General features: G+C 69.2%; 23 protein-coding genes. 5 read left to right on the top strand and 18 right to left on the bottom strand.

The window, feature by feature from the left end:
- Window positions 1–70 precede the first annotated feature (70 nt).
- From ABUW04_RS12295 to ABUW04_RS12330, 8 genes are all read right to left on the bottom strand, one after another.
- A complete protein-coding gene (locus ABUW04_RS12295; protein ID WP_380565017.1) occupies window positions 71–733 on the bottom strand; it encodes a fasciclin domain-containing protein in 663 nt (220 codons plus the stop codon).
- A 90-nt stretch (window positions 734–823) separates the two neighbouring features.
- Window positions 824–2,464 carry a molybdopterin-dependent oxidoreductase gene (locus ABUW04_RS12300; RefSeq protein WP_380564563.1) on the bottom strand — a complete coding sequence of 547 codons (1,641 nt, stop codon included), beginning with the start codon at window positions 2,462–2,464 and terminating at the stop codon, window positions 824–826.
- Window positions 2,415–2,975 (bottom strand): hypothetical protein, encoded by a 561-nt coding sequence (locus ABUW04_RS12305; RefSeq protein WP_380564564.1) that lies wholly within the window; start codon window positions 2,973–2,975, stop codon window positions 2,415–2,417. Before ABUW04_RS12305 ends, ABUW04_RS12300 begins: the two co-directional genes overlap by 50 nt.
- A gap of 50 nt (window positions 2,976–3,025) precedes the next feature.
- Complete coding sequence (locus tag ABUW04_RS12310) at window positions 3,026–4,126, bottom strand: molybdopterin-dependent oxidoreductase (RefSeq protein ID WP_380564565.1); 1,101 nt, start codon at window positions 4,124–4,126, stop codon at window positions 3,026–3,028.
- Between the two features lie 222 nt (window positions 4,127–4,348).
- Window positions 4,349–4,624 (bottom strand): STAS domain-containing protein, encoded by a 276-nt coding sequence (locus tag ABUW04_RS12315; protein ID WP_380564566.1) that lies wholly within the window; start codon window positions 4,622–4,624, stop codon window positions 4,349–4,351.
- Window positions 4,625–4,818: 194 nt separating this feature from the next.
- Window positions 4,819–5,016, bottom strand: a complete 198-nt coding sequence (locus tag ABUW04_RS12320) for a hypothetical protein (protein WP_380564567.1) — start codon at window positions 5,014–5,016, stop codon at window positions 4,819–4,821.
- 15 nt (window positions 5,017–5,031) lie between these two features.
- Window positions 5,032–5,262, bottom strand: a complete 231-nt coding sequence (locus tag ABUW04_RS12325) for a VOC family protein (protein ID WP_380564568.1) — start codon at window positions 5,260–5,262, stop codon at window positions 5,032–5,034.
- A 36-nt stretch (window positions 5,263–5,298) separates the two neighbouring features.
- Window positions 5,299–5,874 carry a hypothetical protein gene (locus ABUW04_RS12330; protein WP_380564569.1) on the bottom strand — a complete coding sequence of 192 codons (576 nt, stop codon included), beginning with the start codon at window positions 5,872–5,874 and terminating at the stop codon, window positions 5,299–5,301.
- A 127-nt stretch (window positions 5,875–6,001) separates the two neighbouring features.
- Between ABUW04_RS12330 and ABUW04_RS12335 the strand changes: the two genes are divergently transcribed.
- A complete protein-coding gene (locus tag ABUW04_RS12335; protein WP_157623889.1) occupies window positions 6,002–6,322 on the top strand; it encodes a hypothetical protein in 321 nt (106 codons plus the stop codon).
- 60 nt (window positions 6,323–6,382) lie between these two features.
- On the opposite strand, the gene ABUW04_RS12340 is transcribed toward ABUW04_RS12335, so the two are convergent.
- Window positions 6,383–6,829 carry a lamin tail domain-containing protein gene (locus ABUW04_RS12340; protein ID WP_380564570.1) on the bottom strand — a complete coding sequence of 149 codons (447 nt, stop codon included), beginning with the start codon at window positions 6,827–6,829 and terminating at the stop codon, window positions 6,383–6,385.
- A gap of 289 nt (window positions 6,830–7,118) precedes the next feature.
- Between ABUW04_RS12340 and ABUW04_RS12345 the strand changes: the two genes are divergently transcribed.
- Entirely contained in the window at window positions 7,119–7,451 is a 333-nt protein-coding gene (locus tag ABUW04_RS12345; RefSeq protein WP_380564571.1) for a hypothetical protein, read from the top strand.
- A gap of 55 nt (window positions 7,452–7,506) precedes the next feature.
- On the opposite strand, the gene ABUW04_RS12350 is transcribed toward ABUW04_RS12345, so the two are convergent.
- From ABUW04_RS12350 to ABUW04_RS12360, 3 genes are all read right to left on the bottom strand, one after another.
- Window positions 7,507–7,761 (bottom strand): hypothetical protein, encoded by a 255-nt coding sequence (locus ABUW04_RS12350; protein WP_380564572.1) that lies wholly within the window; start codon window positions 7,759–7,761, stop codon window positions 7,507–7,509.
- A gap of 321 nt (window positions 7,762–8,082) precedes the next feature.
- A complete protein-coding gene (locus ABUW04_RS12355; protein WP_380564573.1) occupies window positions 8,083–8,322 on the bottom strand; it encodes a hypothetical protein in 240 nt (79 codons plus the stop codon).
- A 46-nt stretch (window positions 8,323–8,368) separates the two neighbouring features.
- Window positions 8,369–8,689 (bottom strand): hypothetical protein, encoded by a 321-nt coding sequence (locus ABUW04_RS12360; RefSeq protein ID WP_380564574.1) that lies wholly within the window; start codon window positions 8,687–8,689, stop codon window positions 8,369–8,371.
- 106 nt (window positions 8,690–8,795) lie between these two features.
- Here ABUW04_RS12360 and ABUW04_RS12365 point away from each other — a divergent pair, with 106 nt between their 5' ends.
- Window positions 8,796–8,981 carry a helix-turn-helix domain-containing protein gene (locus ABUW04_RS12365; RefSeq protein WP_380565019.1) on the top strand — a complete coding sequence of 62 codons (186 nt, stop codon included), beginning with the start codon at window positions 8,796–8,798 and terminating at the stop codon, window positions 8,979–8,981.
- A 2-nt stretch (window positions 8,982–8,983) separates the two neighbouring features.
- Here ABUW04_RS12365 and ABUW04_RS12370 read toward each other — a convergent pair whose 3' ends face one another.
- A complete protein-coding gene (locus ABUW04_RS12370) occupies window positions 8,984–9,514 on the bottom strand; it encodes a hypothetical protein (protein WP_380564575.1) in 531 nt (176 codons plus the stop codon).
- Window positions 9,515–9,681: 167 nt separating this feature from the next.
- Here ABUW04_RS12370 and ABUW04_RS12375 point away from each other — a divergent pair, with 167 nt between their 5' ends.
- Window positions 9,682–10,518, top strand: coding sequence for a recombinase family protein (locus tag ABUW04_RS12375; protein ID WP_380564576.1), 837 nt, complete (start codon window positions 9,682–9,684; stop codon window positions 10,516–10,518).
- Between the two features lie 111 nt (window positions 10,519–10,629).
- The gene (locus tag ABUW04_RS12380) at window positions 10,630–11,190 is read left to right on the top strand and encodes a hypothetical protein (protein WP_380564577.1); all 561 of its coding nucleotides are present in this window, start codon (window positions 10,630–10,632) and stop codon (window positions 11,188–11,190) included.
- An 80-nt stretch (window positions 11,191–11,270) separates the two neighbouring features.
- On the opposite strand, the gene ABUW04_RS12385 is transcribed toward ABUW04_RS12380, so the two are convergent.
- The 5 genes from ABUW04_RS12385 to ABUW04_RS12405 form a co-directional block, all read right to left on the bottom strand.
- On the bottom strand, window positions 11,271–11,795 hold the full coding sequence (locus tag ABUW04_RS12385; protein ID WP_380564578.1) for an HIRAN domain-containing protein: 525 nt from the start codon (window positions 11,793–11,795) through the stop codon (window positions 11,271–11,273).
- A 32-nt stretch (window positions 11,796–11,827) separates the two neighbouring features.
- Entirely contained in the window at window positions 11,828–12,418 is a 591-nt protein-coding gene (locus ABUW04_RS12390) for an SHOCT domain-containing protein (protein WP_380564579.1), read from the bottom strand.
- 102 nt (window positions 12,419–12,520) lie between these two features.
- Window positions 12,521–12,946: a hypothetical protein gene (locus ABUW04_RS12395; protein ID WP_380564580.1), complete on the bottom strand. Its 426-nt coding sequence runs from the start codon at window positions 12,944–12,946 to the stop codon at window positions 12,521–12,523.
- A 174-nt stretch (window positions 12,947–13,120) separates the two neighbouring features.
- Window positions 13,121–13,735 carry a hypothetical protein gene (locus ABUW04_RS12400; RefSeq protein ID WP_380564581.1) on the bottom strand — a complete coding sequence of 205 codons (615 nt, stop codon included), beginning with the start codon at window positions 13,733–13,735 and terminating at the stop codon, window positions 13,121–13,123.
- Window positions 13,736–13,751: 16 nt separating this feature from the next.
- On the bottom strand, window positions 13,752–14,321 hold the full coding sequence (locus ABUW04_RS12405) for a hypothetical protein (RefSeq protein WP_380564582.1): 570 nt from the start codon (window positions 14,319–14,321) through the stop codon (window positions 13,752–13,754).
- Window positions 14,322–14,371: the final 50 nt, after the last annotated feature.

Raw genomic sequence — 14,371 nt, forward strand, 5'->3', positions numbered from 1 at the left:
GATTGGTCCGTTCATGCGGAAGTTCGGATGATCATTCGAATGCTCCCGCCGACCGCCCCAACACCGGGCATCAGGACGGCGGCATCAGCACCGTGTCGATGATCTCGACATTCGCGTTCGCCGTCCTGACATTGCCGCATACGACCTTCGCCGTGCCGTTCACCGTGTAGGACGTGCCGCTGCCCGCGGTGGTCAGCGACTGCTTCTCCAGCGTGGGGTAGCTGCCGCTGCCGAGCTGGGCCGGAGTGAGCTTCTGACCCACCACGTGGTACGTCAGGATCTTGGTGAGCATCGCCTTGTCCGCGAGCACCTTGTCCAGGGTGGCCTTGGGCAGCTTGGCGAAGGCGGCGTTGTCGGGCGCGAAGACGGTGATGTTCTGCGCGCTGTTCAGGGTGTCCACCAGACCCGCCGCCTTGACGGCCGTCACCAGCGTGGACAGCGCCGGGTTGTTGGACGCGGCCGTCGCCACCGGGGCCTGGGCCATGCCGTCGAAGCTGCCGGCGCCGGTCGCCGGGACCGTGGCGCAGGCCGAGCCGAACGGCGCGTCGGCCATCGCCGTCCCGGAGGCACCGCCGGACGCCGCCGCGGAGGACGTCGAGGACGTGGCCCCGCCGTTGGCCGAGCCGGTGCCGCTGGAGCCGCTGGAACAGGCGGCGGCGCCGAGGGCGAGAGCACCTGCAGCAACGGAAGCGGCGACGATACGGGTGGTGCGGGTGGCACGGAAGGTGCGCATGGTGGTCATGGAAGGCTCCTTTGTCTCATCTGTTATTCGAAGCAGCATTTGTCATGGATTGCCTTGTACAGAAGGATTTTTGGGGTTTCGTCAGCCAACGCTGACGACCACCGAGTGCCAGCCGGTCGCGCCGTTCGGGACCGTTCCGACACGCTGGTCGGTCTGCGTGTATCCGGTGCGGTCGGTCGCCCGCACCTCGAGGGTGTGCGAGCCCGGGGTGGCCGGCCATCGCCAGACCCACTGCCGCCAGGTGTCCGTGGTGTCCTCGGCCGCGAGGTCGGCGGTGTGCCAGGGGCCGCCGTCCACCCGTACCTCGACCCGGTCGACGCCCCGGTGCTGCGCCCAGGCGACCCCGGCCACCGCCACAGCCCCCTCGGCCGCGCCGATCTGCGCGAACGGCTTGGGGGTGTCGATCCTGGACTCGGTCTTGATCGGGGCCTGCGGCGACCAGCCGCGGCGCACCCAGTAGGCGTCGTAGTCCGAGAAGCTGGTCAGCTCCAGGTCGCGGAGCCACTTGCAGGCCGACACGTAGCCGTACAGGCCGGGGACCAGCATCCGCACCGGGAAGCCGTGCGCGAAGGGCAGCGGCTCGCCGTTCATCCCCAGGGCCAGCATGGCGTCCCGGCCGTCCATGACGGTCTCCACCGGACTGCCGATCATCATGTCGTCCACCGACCGGGCCAGGAGCTGGTCCGCCGGTCCGCCCCGGGAGGGCGGCCGGACCCCGGCCTCACGCAGCAAGGGCGCCAGCGGGACGCCGATCCAGCGGGCATTGCCCAGGTAGGGGCCGCCGACCTCGTTGGATACGCAGGTCAGGGTGATGTCACGCTCGATCAGGTCGCGGGCGAGCAGATCGTGGTAGCCAAGGTTCAACTCCTTGCTGACGCCCTTCCCGTGGATCCGCAGCCGCCAGGAGTCGGCGTTCACCCGGGGCACCACCAGTGCGGTGTCGACCCGGTAGAAGGACGGGTTGGGCGTGGTGAAGGCGCTGAGCCCGGGCACCTTGAGGTCGACCCCGCGCGGCAGGGCCGCAGCCCGGGACGAAGGCACCGGAAGGGCCACGGCGGCGCGCTCGGCGACGGCCCTGTCCCCGCCGGCGGCGTTGAGGCCGCGCCCGAGTGCCCCCAGTCCCGCCGAGGCCGCCGAGGCGGCGAGCGCCAGCAGGACGAAGCCGCGTCGGTCGAAAGCCCCTTCGGGCGCGACTCCTTCCGCCTCCTGCGCCCCGCCCGGCCCGGCGGACCCGGCGGGCGTCAACCGCCCCGCCAGCAGGTACAGCACCGCCGCCCCGGCCACCGCACCCACCGCGGAGGGCAGCCAGTCGAGACCACCCGCGTCCGGACGCGAGGCGGCGGCAACGGCGCCGAGCAACCCGAAGAGGAGCACCCCCGCGGCCCCGAGCCGGCGCCACCGCACCGCGACCGCACCGATGGCCATCGCGAAGACGGCGAGCAGCGCCAGGATGCCCAGTTGCAGCATCAGCTTGTCGTTGGTCCCGAAGTGCCGGACCGCGAACTCCTTCACGGCCCCCGGCGTCCGGTCGATGACCGCGCCGCCCACCGCCGTGACCGGACCCGCCTGCTGTCGCACCGGGACCGAGGCCAGTTCCGCGACCGCCAACGCGGTGAAGCCGGCCACCAGACCGCTCAGCGCGCCGAGCCCGACCCGGAGCAGCCGGGCGGCGCTATGCCAGGTTTGTTGGCTTCTGTCGCAGTTCTCGGTCACGCCTCGCATTCGGACCTGTCGGCCTCCCGGATTGGCCACCGGACCGATCCCCTCCGGATCGGCCGGGTCCTGGTCGACCGGCTCCGGATGGGCCCCTGCCCACTCGACCGCGCCGCCACTGCACCACGACGGCCACCGCCGTCCCGGCGGCCACCGCGGCGAGCAGCAGCAGCCAGTTCCGCAGGTACGGGAGCGGCAGCAGGGTCGGGTTGCCGTTGTGGTCGTGTTCCCGGACCACCGCGGGCAGCCCCACCGCGGCGAGCGCGGCAGCCGTCATCAGCCCTGCCGTGACGGCGCCCCGCACCCGGTCCGGCACCACCCGGCCCAGCAGCAGCCCGACCACCAGCACCAGCGGGATCCACACCCCGTCGTGCAGCAGGATCCCGCCGGCCGCCCAGACCAGCACCTGCAGCCGGTGCCCGGTGAGGTACGGCTCGTCCAGCAGGCCCTGGACCCCGAACACCAGCAGGGAGACCCCCGCCACCAGCAGCGCCAGCCGCACCCGTGTCGCCCGGCTCACCCGTGTCGTCCGGCTCACCCGCGTCGTCCGGCTCACCCGCGGCGTCCGGCTCATCCGAGCACCTCCAGTCGGGACACCCACTTGGTCTGCAGCACGCCCGGCCGGTTCGGCGCGATGATCCGCGCCGGGTACCCGTGGTCGGGCGCCAGCACCTCGCCGTTGACCCGCAGGGCCAGCAGGGTCAGCGGGTCCCGAGCATAGGACGCCTCCATCTCGGTCGTCGCATAGCCGCCGTAGCGTTCCAGCGACACCACCCGCAGCCGGGCCCCGACCCGTGCCCCGGCCCGGTCCAGCAGGTCGCGCACCCGCACCCCGGTCCAGTGCGCCGAGGCGCTCCACCCCTCGACGCAGGAGATCGGCAGCAGCGCCGTGTACTGGGGCAGCGCCTCCAGCTCGGCCAGCGTCAGCGTGTACGGGGCCGGGCCGGCCACGGTCAGCCGCCAGCCGGCCGCCCTGACCCCGGCGGTCCCGGCGGCGGCCGCGGTCCGGTTGACCGGCAGCCCCTGCGGCCCGATGTCGGGACGGCGCGGCGCCAGCAGGTCCAGCCGCCGCAGCCAGGGCACCGACTGGCCGGCGGTGACCGCGGTGACCGTCGCCACGGAGACTGCCACCCCGGTCAGGAACGCCCGCCGCCCGGGCACCGGGGCCGCCCTGACCCTGCGCCAGTTCGCGCTGATCTCCGGGTACTTGGCGGCGATGTGGAGCAGCAGCCCGCCCACCGCGATCCAGGCCAGCCAGAAGTGGGTCTGCCGGAACGGGAACGGCCAGGGGTACCACTGCAGCGTGTTCAGCAACCCGGTGAAGACCTCCAGCAGCGCCGCCCCCAGCAGCAGGACGATGCCCAGCCGCTCCAGCGCGTGCAGCACGCTGCGCACCGGCGGCCAGGCGAACAGCCGGGGATACACCGTCCACAGCTTCGCGCCGAGCAGCGGGATCGCCGCGATGCCGCTGATGACGTGCAGCCCCTGGGTGATCCGGTAGCCGTCGACCGGCCGGCTGGGCAGGTGGTCGCGCAGCCATCCGGGCGGATCCTGCAGCCCGTGGCTGATCAGGCCGGTCAGGAAGCAGATCACGAAGGCGGCGCCGAGCCACCGTCCGATCACCACGGCGGTGCGCGGTTCGTGCAGCCGCGAACGGAATGCGGACTGCAACCGCGCCGGATGCAGCCCGGGTGGAACCTTGGCGAGAACTGATCTCTGCAGAGTCTGTCTGGACACCTCTCCATGAGACCGCCACGGATCATCGAATCACGTGAACCGCCTGCTTACGGAAGTCCTACGGAGCCGTCGACGTACCCGTCAGCCGGCCTGCCGGTCCGCCCGTCCGCGTCCGTCCGCCCGTCCCCGCCCGTCCCCGTCCGTCCGCCGGCCCGCTCACCCGGCGACCCCGAGCACCCGTCCGAGCCCGGTCGCCGCAAGCAACCGCTCCAGCCGTGCCCCCACCCGTACCAGCCGCAGCGACACACCCTTCTCCGCCGCCCGGTTCCTGGCGTTGAGCAGTGCACTCAGCCCGCTGCTGTCGCAGAACGCGACCAGCGCGACGTCGAGCTCGATCGAGCGCACCAGCGGATCCACCAGCACCTGCCGCACCACCGGCGCCAGCAGCGGGGACACGGCCAGGTCCAGATCGCCCTCCAATAGGATCTCCACGACGGGACCACCGTCCAGAACCACCACAGCGGTACTCGATCCAGTGCCCATGGCCGCCAGCTCTCCCTGTGTCACACACATGCCGGGCCATCAAGGTAGTTGAAGACAAGACCAGTTGGGCACAACTTCTCCATAATTCACAGGCGGCAATCGCAACAGCACCGAGCGGCCACCGCCCCCGACGGCGCAGCCGCCTACCGTCGGCTGTCGTACGCGGCCAGGTCCAGCCACTCCCAGTCCGTCTCCCCGGGGATGGTCCGCCCACGCCCGCGCCACTCGGCGACCAGGGCCGCGTACACGGGCTCGTCCGGATCCGCCACGACCCGCCGCGATCGACGGCGCCGCCCGGCGGGCGCGGGAACGGGGGGAGTGGCGGCCAGAGCAGTGTCCATGCCCGAATAAACGATTCAGCACAGCATCGGGACACGCATCCCGCCGAGACAACCGTCAGCCTCGAAGAAGGCAGAAGGGGTGGCCCGCACCAGGCCGGAGCCCGTGTGCAGAGTCGAGAAGTCGTCACCGACCGCCCACCTGGGATCCGGCTGGTCGACCACCCCACCGAGGAGCGCCTCGTAGAACCGGGCCGGTTCGAGGACATCCGGACAGTCCAGAACCACGCACTGCAACGAACCGATCACGGATATTCCTCCAACCAGGGCTCAGCCCGGCTTGGCCTAATTCGGGTGGGAGGGGTCGTAGTAGAAGGCCACGACTGAGGACCCCTGCTCCAAACGGCCTCCCGCGGTGGTGCACCAGGGGGTCGAGAACTGCTCCCAACCCGAGTACATGCCGGAGTGGGCGTTCCGGACGAAGCTGGTGGAGATCTCCAGAGTGCGGGTCTGGCCCGGGTTGAAGAACCCGAGACCCAGTTGGGCGGTGGTCCAGACCGGGTCGAAGTTCTTCCCGCCGGGGTGCCAGGTGAAGTGGATCTGGTGCCAGCCGCCCTTGTCGACACGCCACCACACGGTGGGCGGAACGGTGCGCCATTTGCCTCCGGCGTCGATGGTGAGGCTGTACTGGGCCCATCGCCGGATGGTGTCCCGGTTCTTGATCGGCGTCCAGACGTCCAGCTTCTGGCCGGCACGGTGGGCATCGGGCACCACGCCGAAGTGGCCGGCAGCCTGGAGACTGCCGTCCCAGCACGCCTGCCTGTAGGCGTGTGCCGTGGCCGCATCGGCGGCAGTGGGCGTGACGGCGAAGGCCGCTGCGACAGCAACGGCCATCGCAGCGGAGCGCACGATCCTGAACATGGTCCCCCTTGTGTGACTGCTGTGCGGAAGTCAGTGGATCCTAGCGACGCGCCAACCGGCCCTCACCCCAGGGGTCCAGCAGGCACTACGGTGGCCGGGCGAGATCGGCCATGGGGTTGGGGGCGGAGTGGACAACTGGCCTGACGGACCGGCAGACCCGGAGGCGGCCCGGGAGCGCTACCTGCGAGATCTGCGGGACAACCGACGCCTGCTGCGTGAGGTATTTCGGGCCGACATGCCGGCGGCGCATGTGGGCGCGGGGGCGGTCGTCCTGGTCTCCGTGGTGACGGGGTGCTACGCGGGGCCGTGGTCCGGCGCACTGGTGGCGCTGGGCTTCGTGGCGCTCTTCACCCTGACACTGACGGTGCTCCGGCTGCGCGGACGCCATGGTCGGGATGCCGTACGCAGGGCCTACCTGTTCACCTTCGGCTGGGGCAACTGGCTGTAGGAGCCGCCGAGCAGAGCGGCCCCGCCAGGATGGCCGGTGCGGGGCCGCAGGTGGGTCGGGTCAGCAGTTGACCCAGGCGGCCTTGGCGTTGTTGTAGGCGCAGGTGTCCTGCACGGCACCGCTGGCGCGCTTGAGGGTGGCCTTGTCCTTGTCGTTGTTCCAGATGTAGTTGCCGGAGCCCCAGTAGCGGTTGGTGGCGGTGTTGGTGCCGTGTCCGGTGTGGATCGTCACGGACTTGCCCTTGGCCAGGGAGAAGCTGGTGAAGGTGTACTTGTGGTTGGAGGCGTCGACCAGAACCCAGCCCTTGAGGTTGACTGCGGCCCCGGTCGTGTTGGTTATCACGACGTACTCGGCGTCCAGCGACGCGTTGCTGCGGGTGTCGCTGCCGGGGCTGTTGTAGTAGATCTTCGTGAGGTGCACGGATCCGGCGGCCTGCGCCGGCACGATCGTGAGCACGGCGGCTGCCGCGGCGAGGGCAGTGGCGGTGAGTGCTGCGGCACGGTTCATGGGGTGGCCTTCGATCGGAACGGGCGCGGACCCGTCGCATCCAGTGTTGCGCCGTGGCCTGCCCCCGGCGAACCGGGCTGTGATCATCGGCGTACGGGCAGCCTTGCAGGTCCGGTCAGGCCCGGGGCGTGTGTTGCGGAACGGTGACCCGGGGGTTCGCCGACAGGCGCTTGGAGAACTCGCCCGGCAGTGCCGGGTCGCATCGCCTTGAGCCGCGCGCACCGTGGTCCCTGCAGCCGGAATGGCAGAACTCAGCTGCAAAGCACCGCACTTGCCGCACACTGGCGGGATGGCTGCACCCAAGAAACCGCCGCGCCCGCCGAACGCCGTGGGCCTTCGCATGCGCCTGGATACGTCGGAGTTGCACACCACCGGCTTCAGCCCGGTGCGCACCCCCATCAACGGCGCGCGCCTCCACATCCTGGACGCGTCCGGGCAGTACCTTCCGCTGCCCCGGCCCAAGGGACGCAGAGGGAAGAAGCACGACGGAGACATCACGCTGATCCTGGGCGGAAGCAACGGGAAAGTCGCCACCATCCCTGTCAGGGCGGCCCTGGCCGAGGTGACGATCCGATGGGCGGAGGCGTTCACCGCCTGGAACGCCGAGGCCGGTTCCGCCTAGCGAGAGGTGGAAGACGTCGTACTCGGCGACCAGTATTGAAATCGATCACCCCAGGTCAGGATCGTTTCGGGTGTCTGCGCCAGTACAGGCCCACGATCCCCTCGATGACCATCAGCACGATGCCGAGCCACACCGCAAAGCGGAACGCCAACCAGTCGACGACGACAACCGCGCCCACCGAGCCGACAGCGACACCCAGGACGACCAGCGCGATCACCACACCGCCCAGGAACTTCTTGGCACCGCTCTTGATACTCCTGCCCTTCAGCGCCTCGGTCGCGCTGTAGCCCTGCCCCTGATCATCAGTCATAAGCCCCTCCTCAAGGGGATCAAGACTATGCAGCTACCCCGAGCCGACAACAGACCCCCTCATGCTCATGGCAGGCGACCACACACAGCGGGCCAGGGAGGCGGGCAGGGAGAGTTGAACTCCCGACCAGGTCGAGGTGGCTGTGGCTACTGGTGCCGGCCGCGCCGCGCCAGACGCTTCGCCTGCCTGGCCTCGAACCGCATCCCCAGCGATCGAGGAGGCGCAAACGTGATCACCAACGCCCAGACCTTCACCGACCCCCGTCCACGCCCGGGCTCGCTGACGTCGGCCCGCAGCTCCCGGCTGCCGGCGGACGGTCAGTCAGAGGCCGGACCGCCGCGCCGCCTTCCTCGCCGCCAGCTCGGCCACCCGCTGCGGGCTGCCGTAGAACCACCACGCATACCCCGTGCTCAGCAGCGTCAACGCCAAGAAACCCAGGCCCCACGGCGCAATCCCGGCCCACGACGAATGACGCCCAAACCGCCACTGCAGCACCAGAAGGCCATCAACGGCCAGACCCATCAGAGCCAACCGCAACGTGTTGCGCACTCGAAATGACATGACCCGCACCCTAGTGAGCCCCGACCAGCGCCGACGCCGGAAACGATCAAGGAGATGCAACCGTGACCACCGAAGCCACCCGAACCGTCGTCACGACGTCCAGGTGAAGCCAGTTCCCGTCCGGAGCGGTGAAGAACTTCCCGTCTACCATGACCGGGGACGGCCTCTCACCGGCCTCCTGCCACCGCCGGACGTGGACGTCGGTCCAGAGCTTCGCCTTGCGTCGCTTCGCCTGGGGCATCTCCAGGTGCTGCGCGGAGTTGTTCGCGACGACCCGGCGGCCCATCGGCGAGTTCAGCGCGACCCGCAGGGTGGCCCGGATCCGCTGGCGGGTCATCCGACCGGTCATCCGGCGGAACGGCGGCATCTCGGCCAGCTTCGCGCGCTCGGCCGCCAGGGCCTCGCGCTCCTCCTCGGGCTAATGCTCGCCGCCGCGAGGCTGCGGGCCGGCTATCGAGGTCAGGAGTGCGCGCCTGGTCGGCGTCTCGCACGTCTACCTGCTGTACCTGGAGTCCGGGCAGCGCTGCCCGTCGGTGACCGTAGCGGAGAAGCTCGCCGAGGTGCTCGTCCTCGACGGCACCGAGCGGGAGCAGTTGCTCGACGCCGCAGTCAACGACGCCGGCGCCGATCACCCCCTGCGGGCGCAGCACGGCAAGTAGGCCTACATGCTCATACCGTCGATGCTCCGCTGTCCGTCCTCGTCGATTTCGGTAGACAGGGAGGGGCTGACGGCCGGGTAGGTCGTGGTGCTGGGCGCTATGGGGTCCGACTTGTCGGACGCTGGGTCACGGAAGTAGAGGGCACTGCGCAGTCCGGCGTGGACTTGGGTTGGATCCGCGTCTTGCGCGATTCCATTGGGGAGTCCCACGGCGGCATGACCCTGTTCCGCGATGGATGCCTGCTCGCGCCGAACGGCGGATGTCGTTACGTGCTCCCCCGGATTCGGCAAGGCGGTGGAGGTGGGCTGCGGCCCCGCCACGCCATCTTTTCGACCGACGGCCTCCGTCTGCGTCATCTCCTCCGCGATCATCTTGCCCGGGTCGTGTAGGAAGTCGAGGAAGTTCCACACCTTGCTGGCCGTAGCCGAGACCTTCGACACCACGATCTTCGCCAGCACGATCAGTGCATGACCGTGGAAGAACGCGAAGCCCCGCCACACCCATTTCATGCACCTTGCGAACAGATTCCCCATGCCGCCCCCAGCCGCCTGCCTGAGCGGTCTGTACCGCAGGACGAAGGTCGATACACGCCGCTGCGCGCGTCGGGCAGTCGGTCTCCTAGGAGAACACTCTCCATGTGACAGATATGCGCCCCACCAGTTCCGTTACATCTATACCTATAGATGTGTACAGTCGGGCTGTGGATAACTCCAGTGCGCCCCGCCGCGAACGCCTTCGACTCGTCATGGTCCGCCGTGTCTCCACCGTCGGGCAGGCCGCCGACGGCTACGGTCTCGATGCCCAGGACGCCGACTGCCGCCGCTGGAACCGCGGCGCCGGCGCCGGGCACAAGCTGGTCCACTCGGTCGTCGACGGCGACAAGACCAGCACCAGCGGCAAGAGCACCATCGACGAGCGCGACGGCCTCATGGACGCGGTCCAGTGGATCGCCGACGGCCGCGCGGACGGGATCCTCGCCCCCAACCTTGACCGCCTCGCCCGAGAACTCACCGTGCAGGAGGCCGTGCTCTCCTACGTCTGGGCGCTCGGCGGCCGGGTGTTCACCGCCGACCACGGCGAGCACCTGGAGGACGACGAGTCCGACCCGATGCGCACCGCCATGCGGCAGATGCGCGGTGTCTTCCATCAGCTCGACCGCGGCCTGATCCGTAAGCGACTGCGCGAGGGCCGGGCCTCGAAGGGCGAGAAGGGCGGCTACGCCTACGGTGCCCCCAGGTATGGCCAGCAGGTTGTGGATGGCGTCCTGGTCGACCTGGCCGAGGAGAAGGACGTGGAGGACATGATCCGCCGCTGGCACGACGAGGAGGGCCTCGGGCCGCGTCCGATCTGCCGGCGGCTGAACGAGGCCGAGGTGCCGTCCAAGCGGGGCGGGAAGTGGCATCCGACCACGGTGGCACGGATCCTCAGTCCGGAGGCGCGCGCCGCCGCGAACGCGCAGTCCGCCCGCGACCGGGCCCGGCGTAAGGAGGACACCAAGCGCACCCGGGCCCAGAAGATCCTCGGTAGCGTCAGCTGAGCCCTACCCCGAAGTGAGATTGGCCAGGGGCGATAGCTGAGACCAACGGCTAGTCACCTCACCGTCCGCTTCTACGGATTGGTCGGTCGGGGCACCGGGCATCGTGTCGGCGTGGCTGACTTCACTGCACTGTACGGGTTGATCACCGGGCTGGGTGGTGCCGCATTTGGGGGCGCCGCCTCTTACTTCGGTCCGTTGCGCCTGTATCGGAGGCAGGACGCGGTGAAGAGATCCGAAGAGCGGTCGAAGGCTCTCGATGACCGGACTGGTCGCCTCATCGCGTTCCGCGGCGTGACCCGAACGAACATCCACTATCTCAAGGATGTGCTCCGTGATCTCGAAGCGGGCAGGCAAATCGATCCTGACGCCTTCGAGTCACGCTCGCAGGAACTGGTGGCTGCTACCTGGCAAGCGCACGATGACCTGCTCAAGTCGCAGGTCAGTTTGATCTCGCTGGAGGGGCCCAGCCCGCATATCCGGGAGGCAACTCGCTTGCTTCGAGAGGCAATGCGGCATCCGTCCAGTGAGAAGCTCGCTGACGCGAGACGCAACGTCGTGATCGCCGATATTGCGCGCGACCATGTCGTGCTTCACATCATTGACCTGATCGAGCGCGACTCCGGCGGCCTTGTCCCGGTTAATGCATCACAAGCTCGCCCGAGGCAGCCGTAGCTGGGCTGGGCCAGCCGTACTTCGAGGACGTCGACAAGTGGGAGGAGAACCCGATGTCCGGCACGGGGCTGTGATCCGGCTCAATGCTGCTGGAGGAACAGCGGGACCGGGAGGCCTACCGGGCGTGGGGATAGCAGGTGGTCAATCACCTTCGGATCGGCAACGAGCACCGTGGCTGCATCGCAGCTCGCGCCGGCTCTTGTTCCCCGCAGGCTGATGGCCCTGAGGCGCACACCGTCGGCGATCAGCTTGGACCAGCGTCGGGCCTTCTGCTTGTTCACGTAGCCCACCGGGCCGACATTCTCGGCGGAGTAGATCGCGATGGCGTGCGGGTCGTATGCGTTCTCCGGCTCGGGCACCAACCGCAGCATCTTCCTGGGGCTCAGTTCGGCCGACCTGGCGGCGGGCTGGTAGTGGGACATGCCCCGGAGGTTGTCGACGTGCAGACCGGCAAACTGCAGTCGCCGGTCGGTGGGTCCGACAAGCAGGCCAGTGGCGTCCTCGCACAGCCGCAGGCCCCCTTGGTAGTCGACGAGGTGCAGTCTCGGCATCCTGCCCACCGCCGGGACGAAGCGATCGGCGGGCCCGTCCGCCGGCACATACATGGGCTCTCCTTCAGTGGGCTCGGTGGCGCTGGCTACTGGCCGAGGAGCCGGGCTTTCGCGGCGGCGAACTCGTCAGCCGACAGGATGCCCTGTTGCATCAGTTGGCCGAGCTTGGCCAGCTCGTCCGCGACCGATCCGGAGGCCGCCGGGGTGGTGGTAGCCGACGGGGTGGCGAAGTGGTCGCGGATGCCGTGGACGCGGATCATGTCGAGCATCTCGGCGCACTTCTTGGCCTGGCCGCTGACGGTGACGCCGGTGAGCATCTCCACCCGCAGCAGCATCGGCTGCCCGGTCGGGTCGCTGTAGGCCAGGTGGATATTGTTGTGGGTGGCCAGGTCCCGGATGCCGCCTCGACTGCCCGAGGCGAGCAGCGATTCGGCGGTGCTGACCTGGCGCTGCTCGATGGTGAGGTCGCTGATCGCGCCGTAGGGGATGCTGAGGGGGTCCCAGAACTTCTTGGCGGCGCTGGTGGGGTCGAGGGTGAGCCGGTCGGGCCAGTAGCGCAGTTCGATGCCGGCGACCTTGGCCTTGGGCAGGTGGGGCAGTCCGCCGCGGTACACGACCTTGTACTCGGCTAACGGCGCCGTCGTGGCGCTGGTCTGCTTGTTGCCGAAGAGTCCCATGGTGTCCCCCTTGGGTGAGACGAAGGGGGCCAGCTTGGCACCGGCCAGCGTGCGGCCTGCGGGGTGTTGCCGAACGGTGACCGGGGGTTCGACTTCGCTGCCCTACCTCCCGTGGTTGAGGAAGATCTTCGACCCGTCGTGGAACAGGATCGTGGCCCCGTGGTCGATGGCGCCGGGCGGGGTCCGCTGCGAGTACGGGTCGACGGCGGCGATCTCCCCATCGTCGGCAGCGAGCAGGGCGGTGAGGAGCGCTGCCTCGACCTGGTCCGGGCTGCCGACGGCCGCGGGGGCGGTCACCGGGGCAGCGGGCGGCGGGCCGGTCACGGGTTCGCGCTCGGGTTCGCTGTACTTGTCGCCGGGGGCGCTGACGGCGACGACCTGCCACCGGGTGGTCTTCCCGCCGGCCTCGACGGCGAGGAGGTAGGGCCGCTTGCTGCGCTCGTCGTCGGGTACCTGTTCGGCGCGGGTGACGCCCGGGATGGTCATGGCGGTGGCGGTGAGGTGCTTGAGGAACCGGTCGGGGCGCATGGGCGCACGGTAGCTCCCGGCACTGACAGCGGCCCGGACCGACTCGACGCCCAGACGGGTGCAGGGGTCCCGCTCGGCCGATGCCAGGACCGCCGTGCGGAGCGTAGCTGCGGACCGGTTGGTCCGATCGCCCTGAAGATCAGCCGCTCTGCCGCCTACGCCACGAAGTTCTGATCACCAGTCGGCATCGGGCGCTTCGGCGAGGTGAAGGTCATGGTCGACTTGCCACTCAATGCCTGCATCATCCTGGAACCGCAGGAGGAAACGCTGACCCCGGTTGTACAGCTTGGACCAGATGATCTGTCGTGTGTCTCCTCCCCTGACGAGGAACGGTTCGTACTCGCGGCCCGGGGCAGTGTCCACAGTCTCGTTAGGCGACGCTGTGCCTGGATACACCAGGTTCGACGGATAGTGCGCACCGTCGATCACAAGGCGACTCCGGACGTTCCGGAAAGGCCTCCCGGACTGGTTGTCCACCGTCACAGCGGCGAAGCCACCTGGCGAGGGCTCCATCGTGTTGAATGAGGTGAATACCGGGCCGAAGCTGACACAAGCCTGCTCGGCCTGGGTCCTCCGAAGCGCTGACGCTTGCTGGTTGAGCTGCTCAAGTTGCTTGTTCTGGAGTAACGCAAGGCGCGCCTGCTCGGCACCCTGGCGTGCAATCTCACTCCGCTGCTCGCGGAGTTGGCGAAAGGCGGTAACTGCTGCGAAGAACGCGCCGCCGGCTGCTGCAAGGGTGGCTACCGCAGTGATCCAGGTAGGGACGTCGCCCCACTGTACTGATGACATGCGGAGCAGCGTAGGGCTACCCGATGCTGCCTACAGCCTGCTCGTACCCTTTGGCCTGGCTGGGCTTGAGGAAGTGGCTGACGCGGACCAGGACCGTGCCGTGGACGTAGTCGTACTCGGCGAGCGCGGGGATGCTCGCGGTGACGGCTTGGATGTACTTGGCCCGTGCCGTCGCGTCCGCAGGTGTGCCGAAGACCTCGACCGCGCCGCCGAACTCCAGGTCGCCCGCCTTGAAGCCGACTGTGTCACCGGCGGAGATCCGGGAGTCCTTGAAGGTGACCTTCGAGGTGTACTGGTGCGGCCGGCCGATGAGGTTGTTGCCGTCGTTGTTCTCGGTGATCACACCGGTCAGCTTGGCCGTGGGGACCTTCGCGGTGAGCAGCGCCATGGCGGTGGTCGCGGTGAGGTCCCCGGAGGTAGCGACGGCTTTGCTGCTGACCGTCACGGAGGTGGTGGCGCTGCTGGCCGGGCTCGTCCCGGTGGTGGGTGTCGCGGCATCGCTGCTGCCGGTGGTGCTGGCCGCGCTTGAGCAGCCGGTGAGTGCGAGCAGCAGGGCGGCACTGGTGAGGGTGAGGGTTCGGCGCATCCCGGCAGCATCGCAGTGGCTGGCAGCAGCGTGCGGGGAAGATGCGCGAT

The sequence above is a fragment of the Streptacidiphilus jeojiensis genome, from assembly GCF_042510965.1.
GTDB lineage: Bacteria > Actinomycetota > Actinomycetes > Streptomycetales > Streptomycetaceae > Streptacidiphilus > Streptacidiphilus jeojiensis.

What these genes read in the sequence shown, in the direction of transcription:
- ABUW04_RS12300 (WP_380564563.1), bottom strand. Translation starts at nt 2,464, where the DNA reads ATGCGAGGCGTGACCGAGAACTGCGACAGAAGCCAACAAACCTGGCAT.
- ABUW04_RS12340 (WP_380564570.1), bottom strand. Translation starts at nt 6,829, where the DNA reads ATGAACCGTGCCGCAGCACTCACCGCCACTGCCCTCGCCGCGGCAGCC.
- ABUW04_RS12400 (WP_380564581.1), bottom strand. Translation starts at nt 13,735, where the DNA reads ATGTCATCAGTACAGTGGGGCGACGTCCCTACCTGGATCACTGCGGTA.
- ABUW04_RS12330 (WP_380564569.1), bottom strand. Translation starts at nt 5,874, where the DNA reads ATGTTCAGGATCGTGCGCTCCGCTGCGATGGCCGTTGCTGTCGCAGCG.
- ABUW04_RS12295 (WP_380565017.1), bottom strand. Translation starts at nt 733, where the DNA reads ATGCGCACCTTCCGTGCCACCCGCACCACCCGTATCGTCGCCGCTTCC.
- ABUW04_RS12355 (WP_380564573.1), bottom strand. Translation starts at nt 8,322, where the DNA reads ATGTCATTTCGAGTGCGCAACACGTTGCGGTTGGCTCTGATGGGTCTG.
- ABUW04_RS12405 (WP_380564582.1), bottom strand. Translation starts at nt 14,321, where the DNA reads ATGCGCCGAACCCTCACCCTCACCAGTGCCGCCCTGCTGCTCGCACTC.
- ABUW04_RS12360 (WP_380564574.1), bottom strand. Translation starts at nt 8,689, where the DNA reads ATGCCGCCGTTCCGCCGGATGACCGGTCGGATGACCCGCCAGCGGATC.
- ABUW04_RS12395 (WP_380564580.1), bottom strand. Translation starts at nt 12,946, where the DNA reads ATGCGCCCCGACCGGTTCCTCAAGCACCTCACCGCCACCGCCATGACC.
- ABUW04_RS12320 (WP_380564567.1), bottom strand. Translation starts at nt 5,016, where the DNA reads ATGGACACTGCTCTGGCCGCCACTCCCCCCGTTCCCGCGCCCGCCGGG.
- ABUW04_RS12390 (WP_380564579.1), bottom strand. Translation starts at nt 12,418, where the DNA reads ATGGGACTCTTCGGCAACAAGCAGACCAGCGCCACGACGGCGCCGTTA.
- ABUW04_RS12350 (WP_380564572.1), bottom strand. Translation starts at nt 7,761, where the DNA reads ATGACTGATGATCAGGGGCAGGGCTACAGCGCGACCGAGGCGCTGAAG.
- ABUW04_RS12370 (WP_380564575.1), bottom strand. Translation starts at nt 9,514, where the DNA reads ATGGGGAATCTGTTCGCAAGGTGCATGAAATGGGTGTGGCGGGGCTTC.
- ABUW04_RS12385 (WP_380564578.1), bottom strand. Translation starts at nt 11,795, where the DNA reads ATGTATGTGCCGGCGGACGGGCCCGCCGATCGCTTCGTCCCGGCGGTG.
- ABUW04_RS12345 (WP_380564571.1), top strand. Translation starts at nt 7,119, where the DNA reads ATGGCTGCACCCAAGAAACCGCCGCGCCCGCCGAACGCCGTGGGCCTT.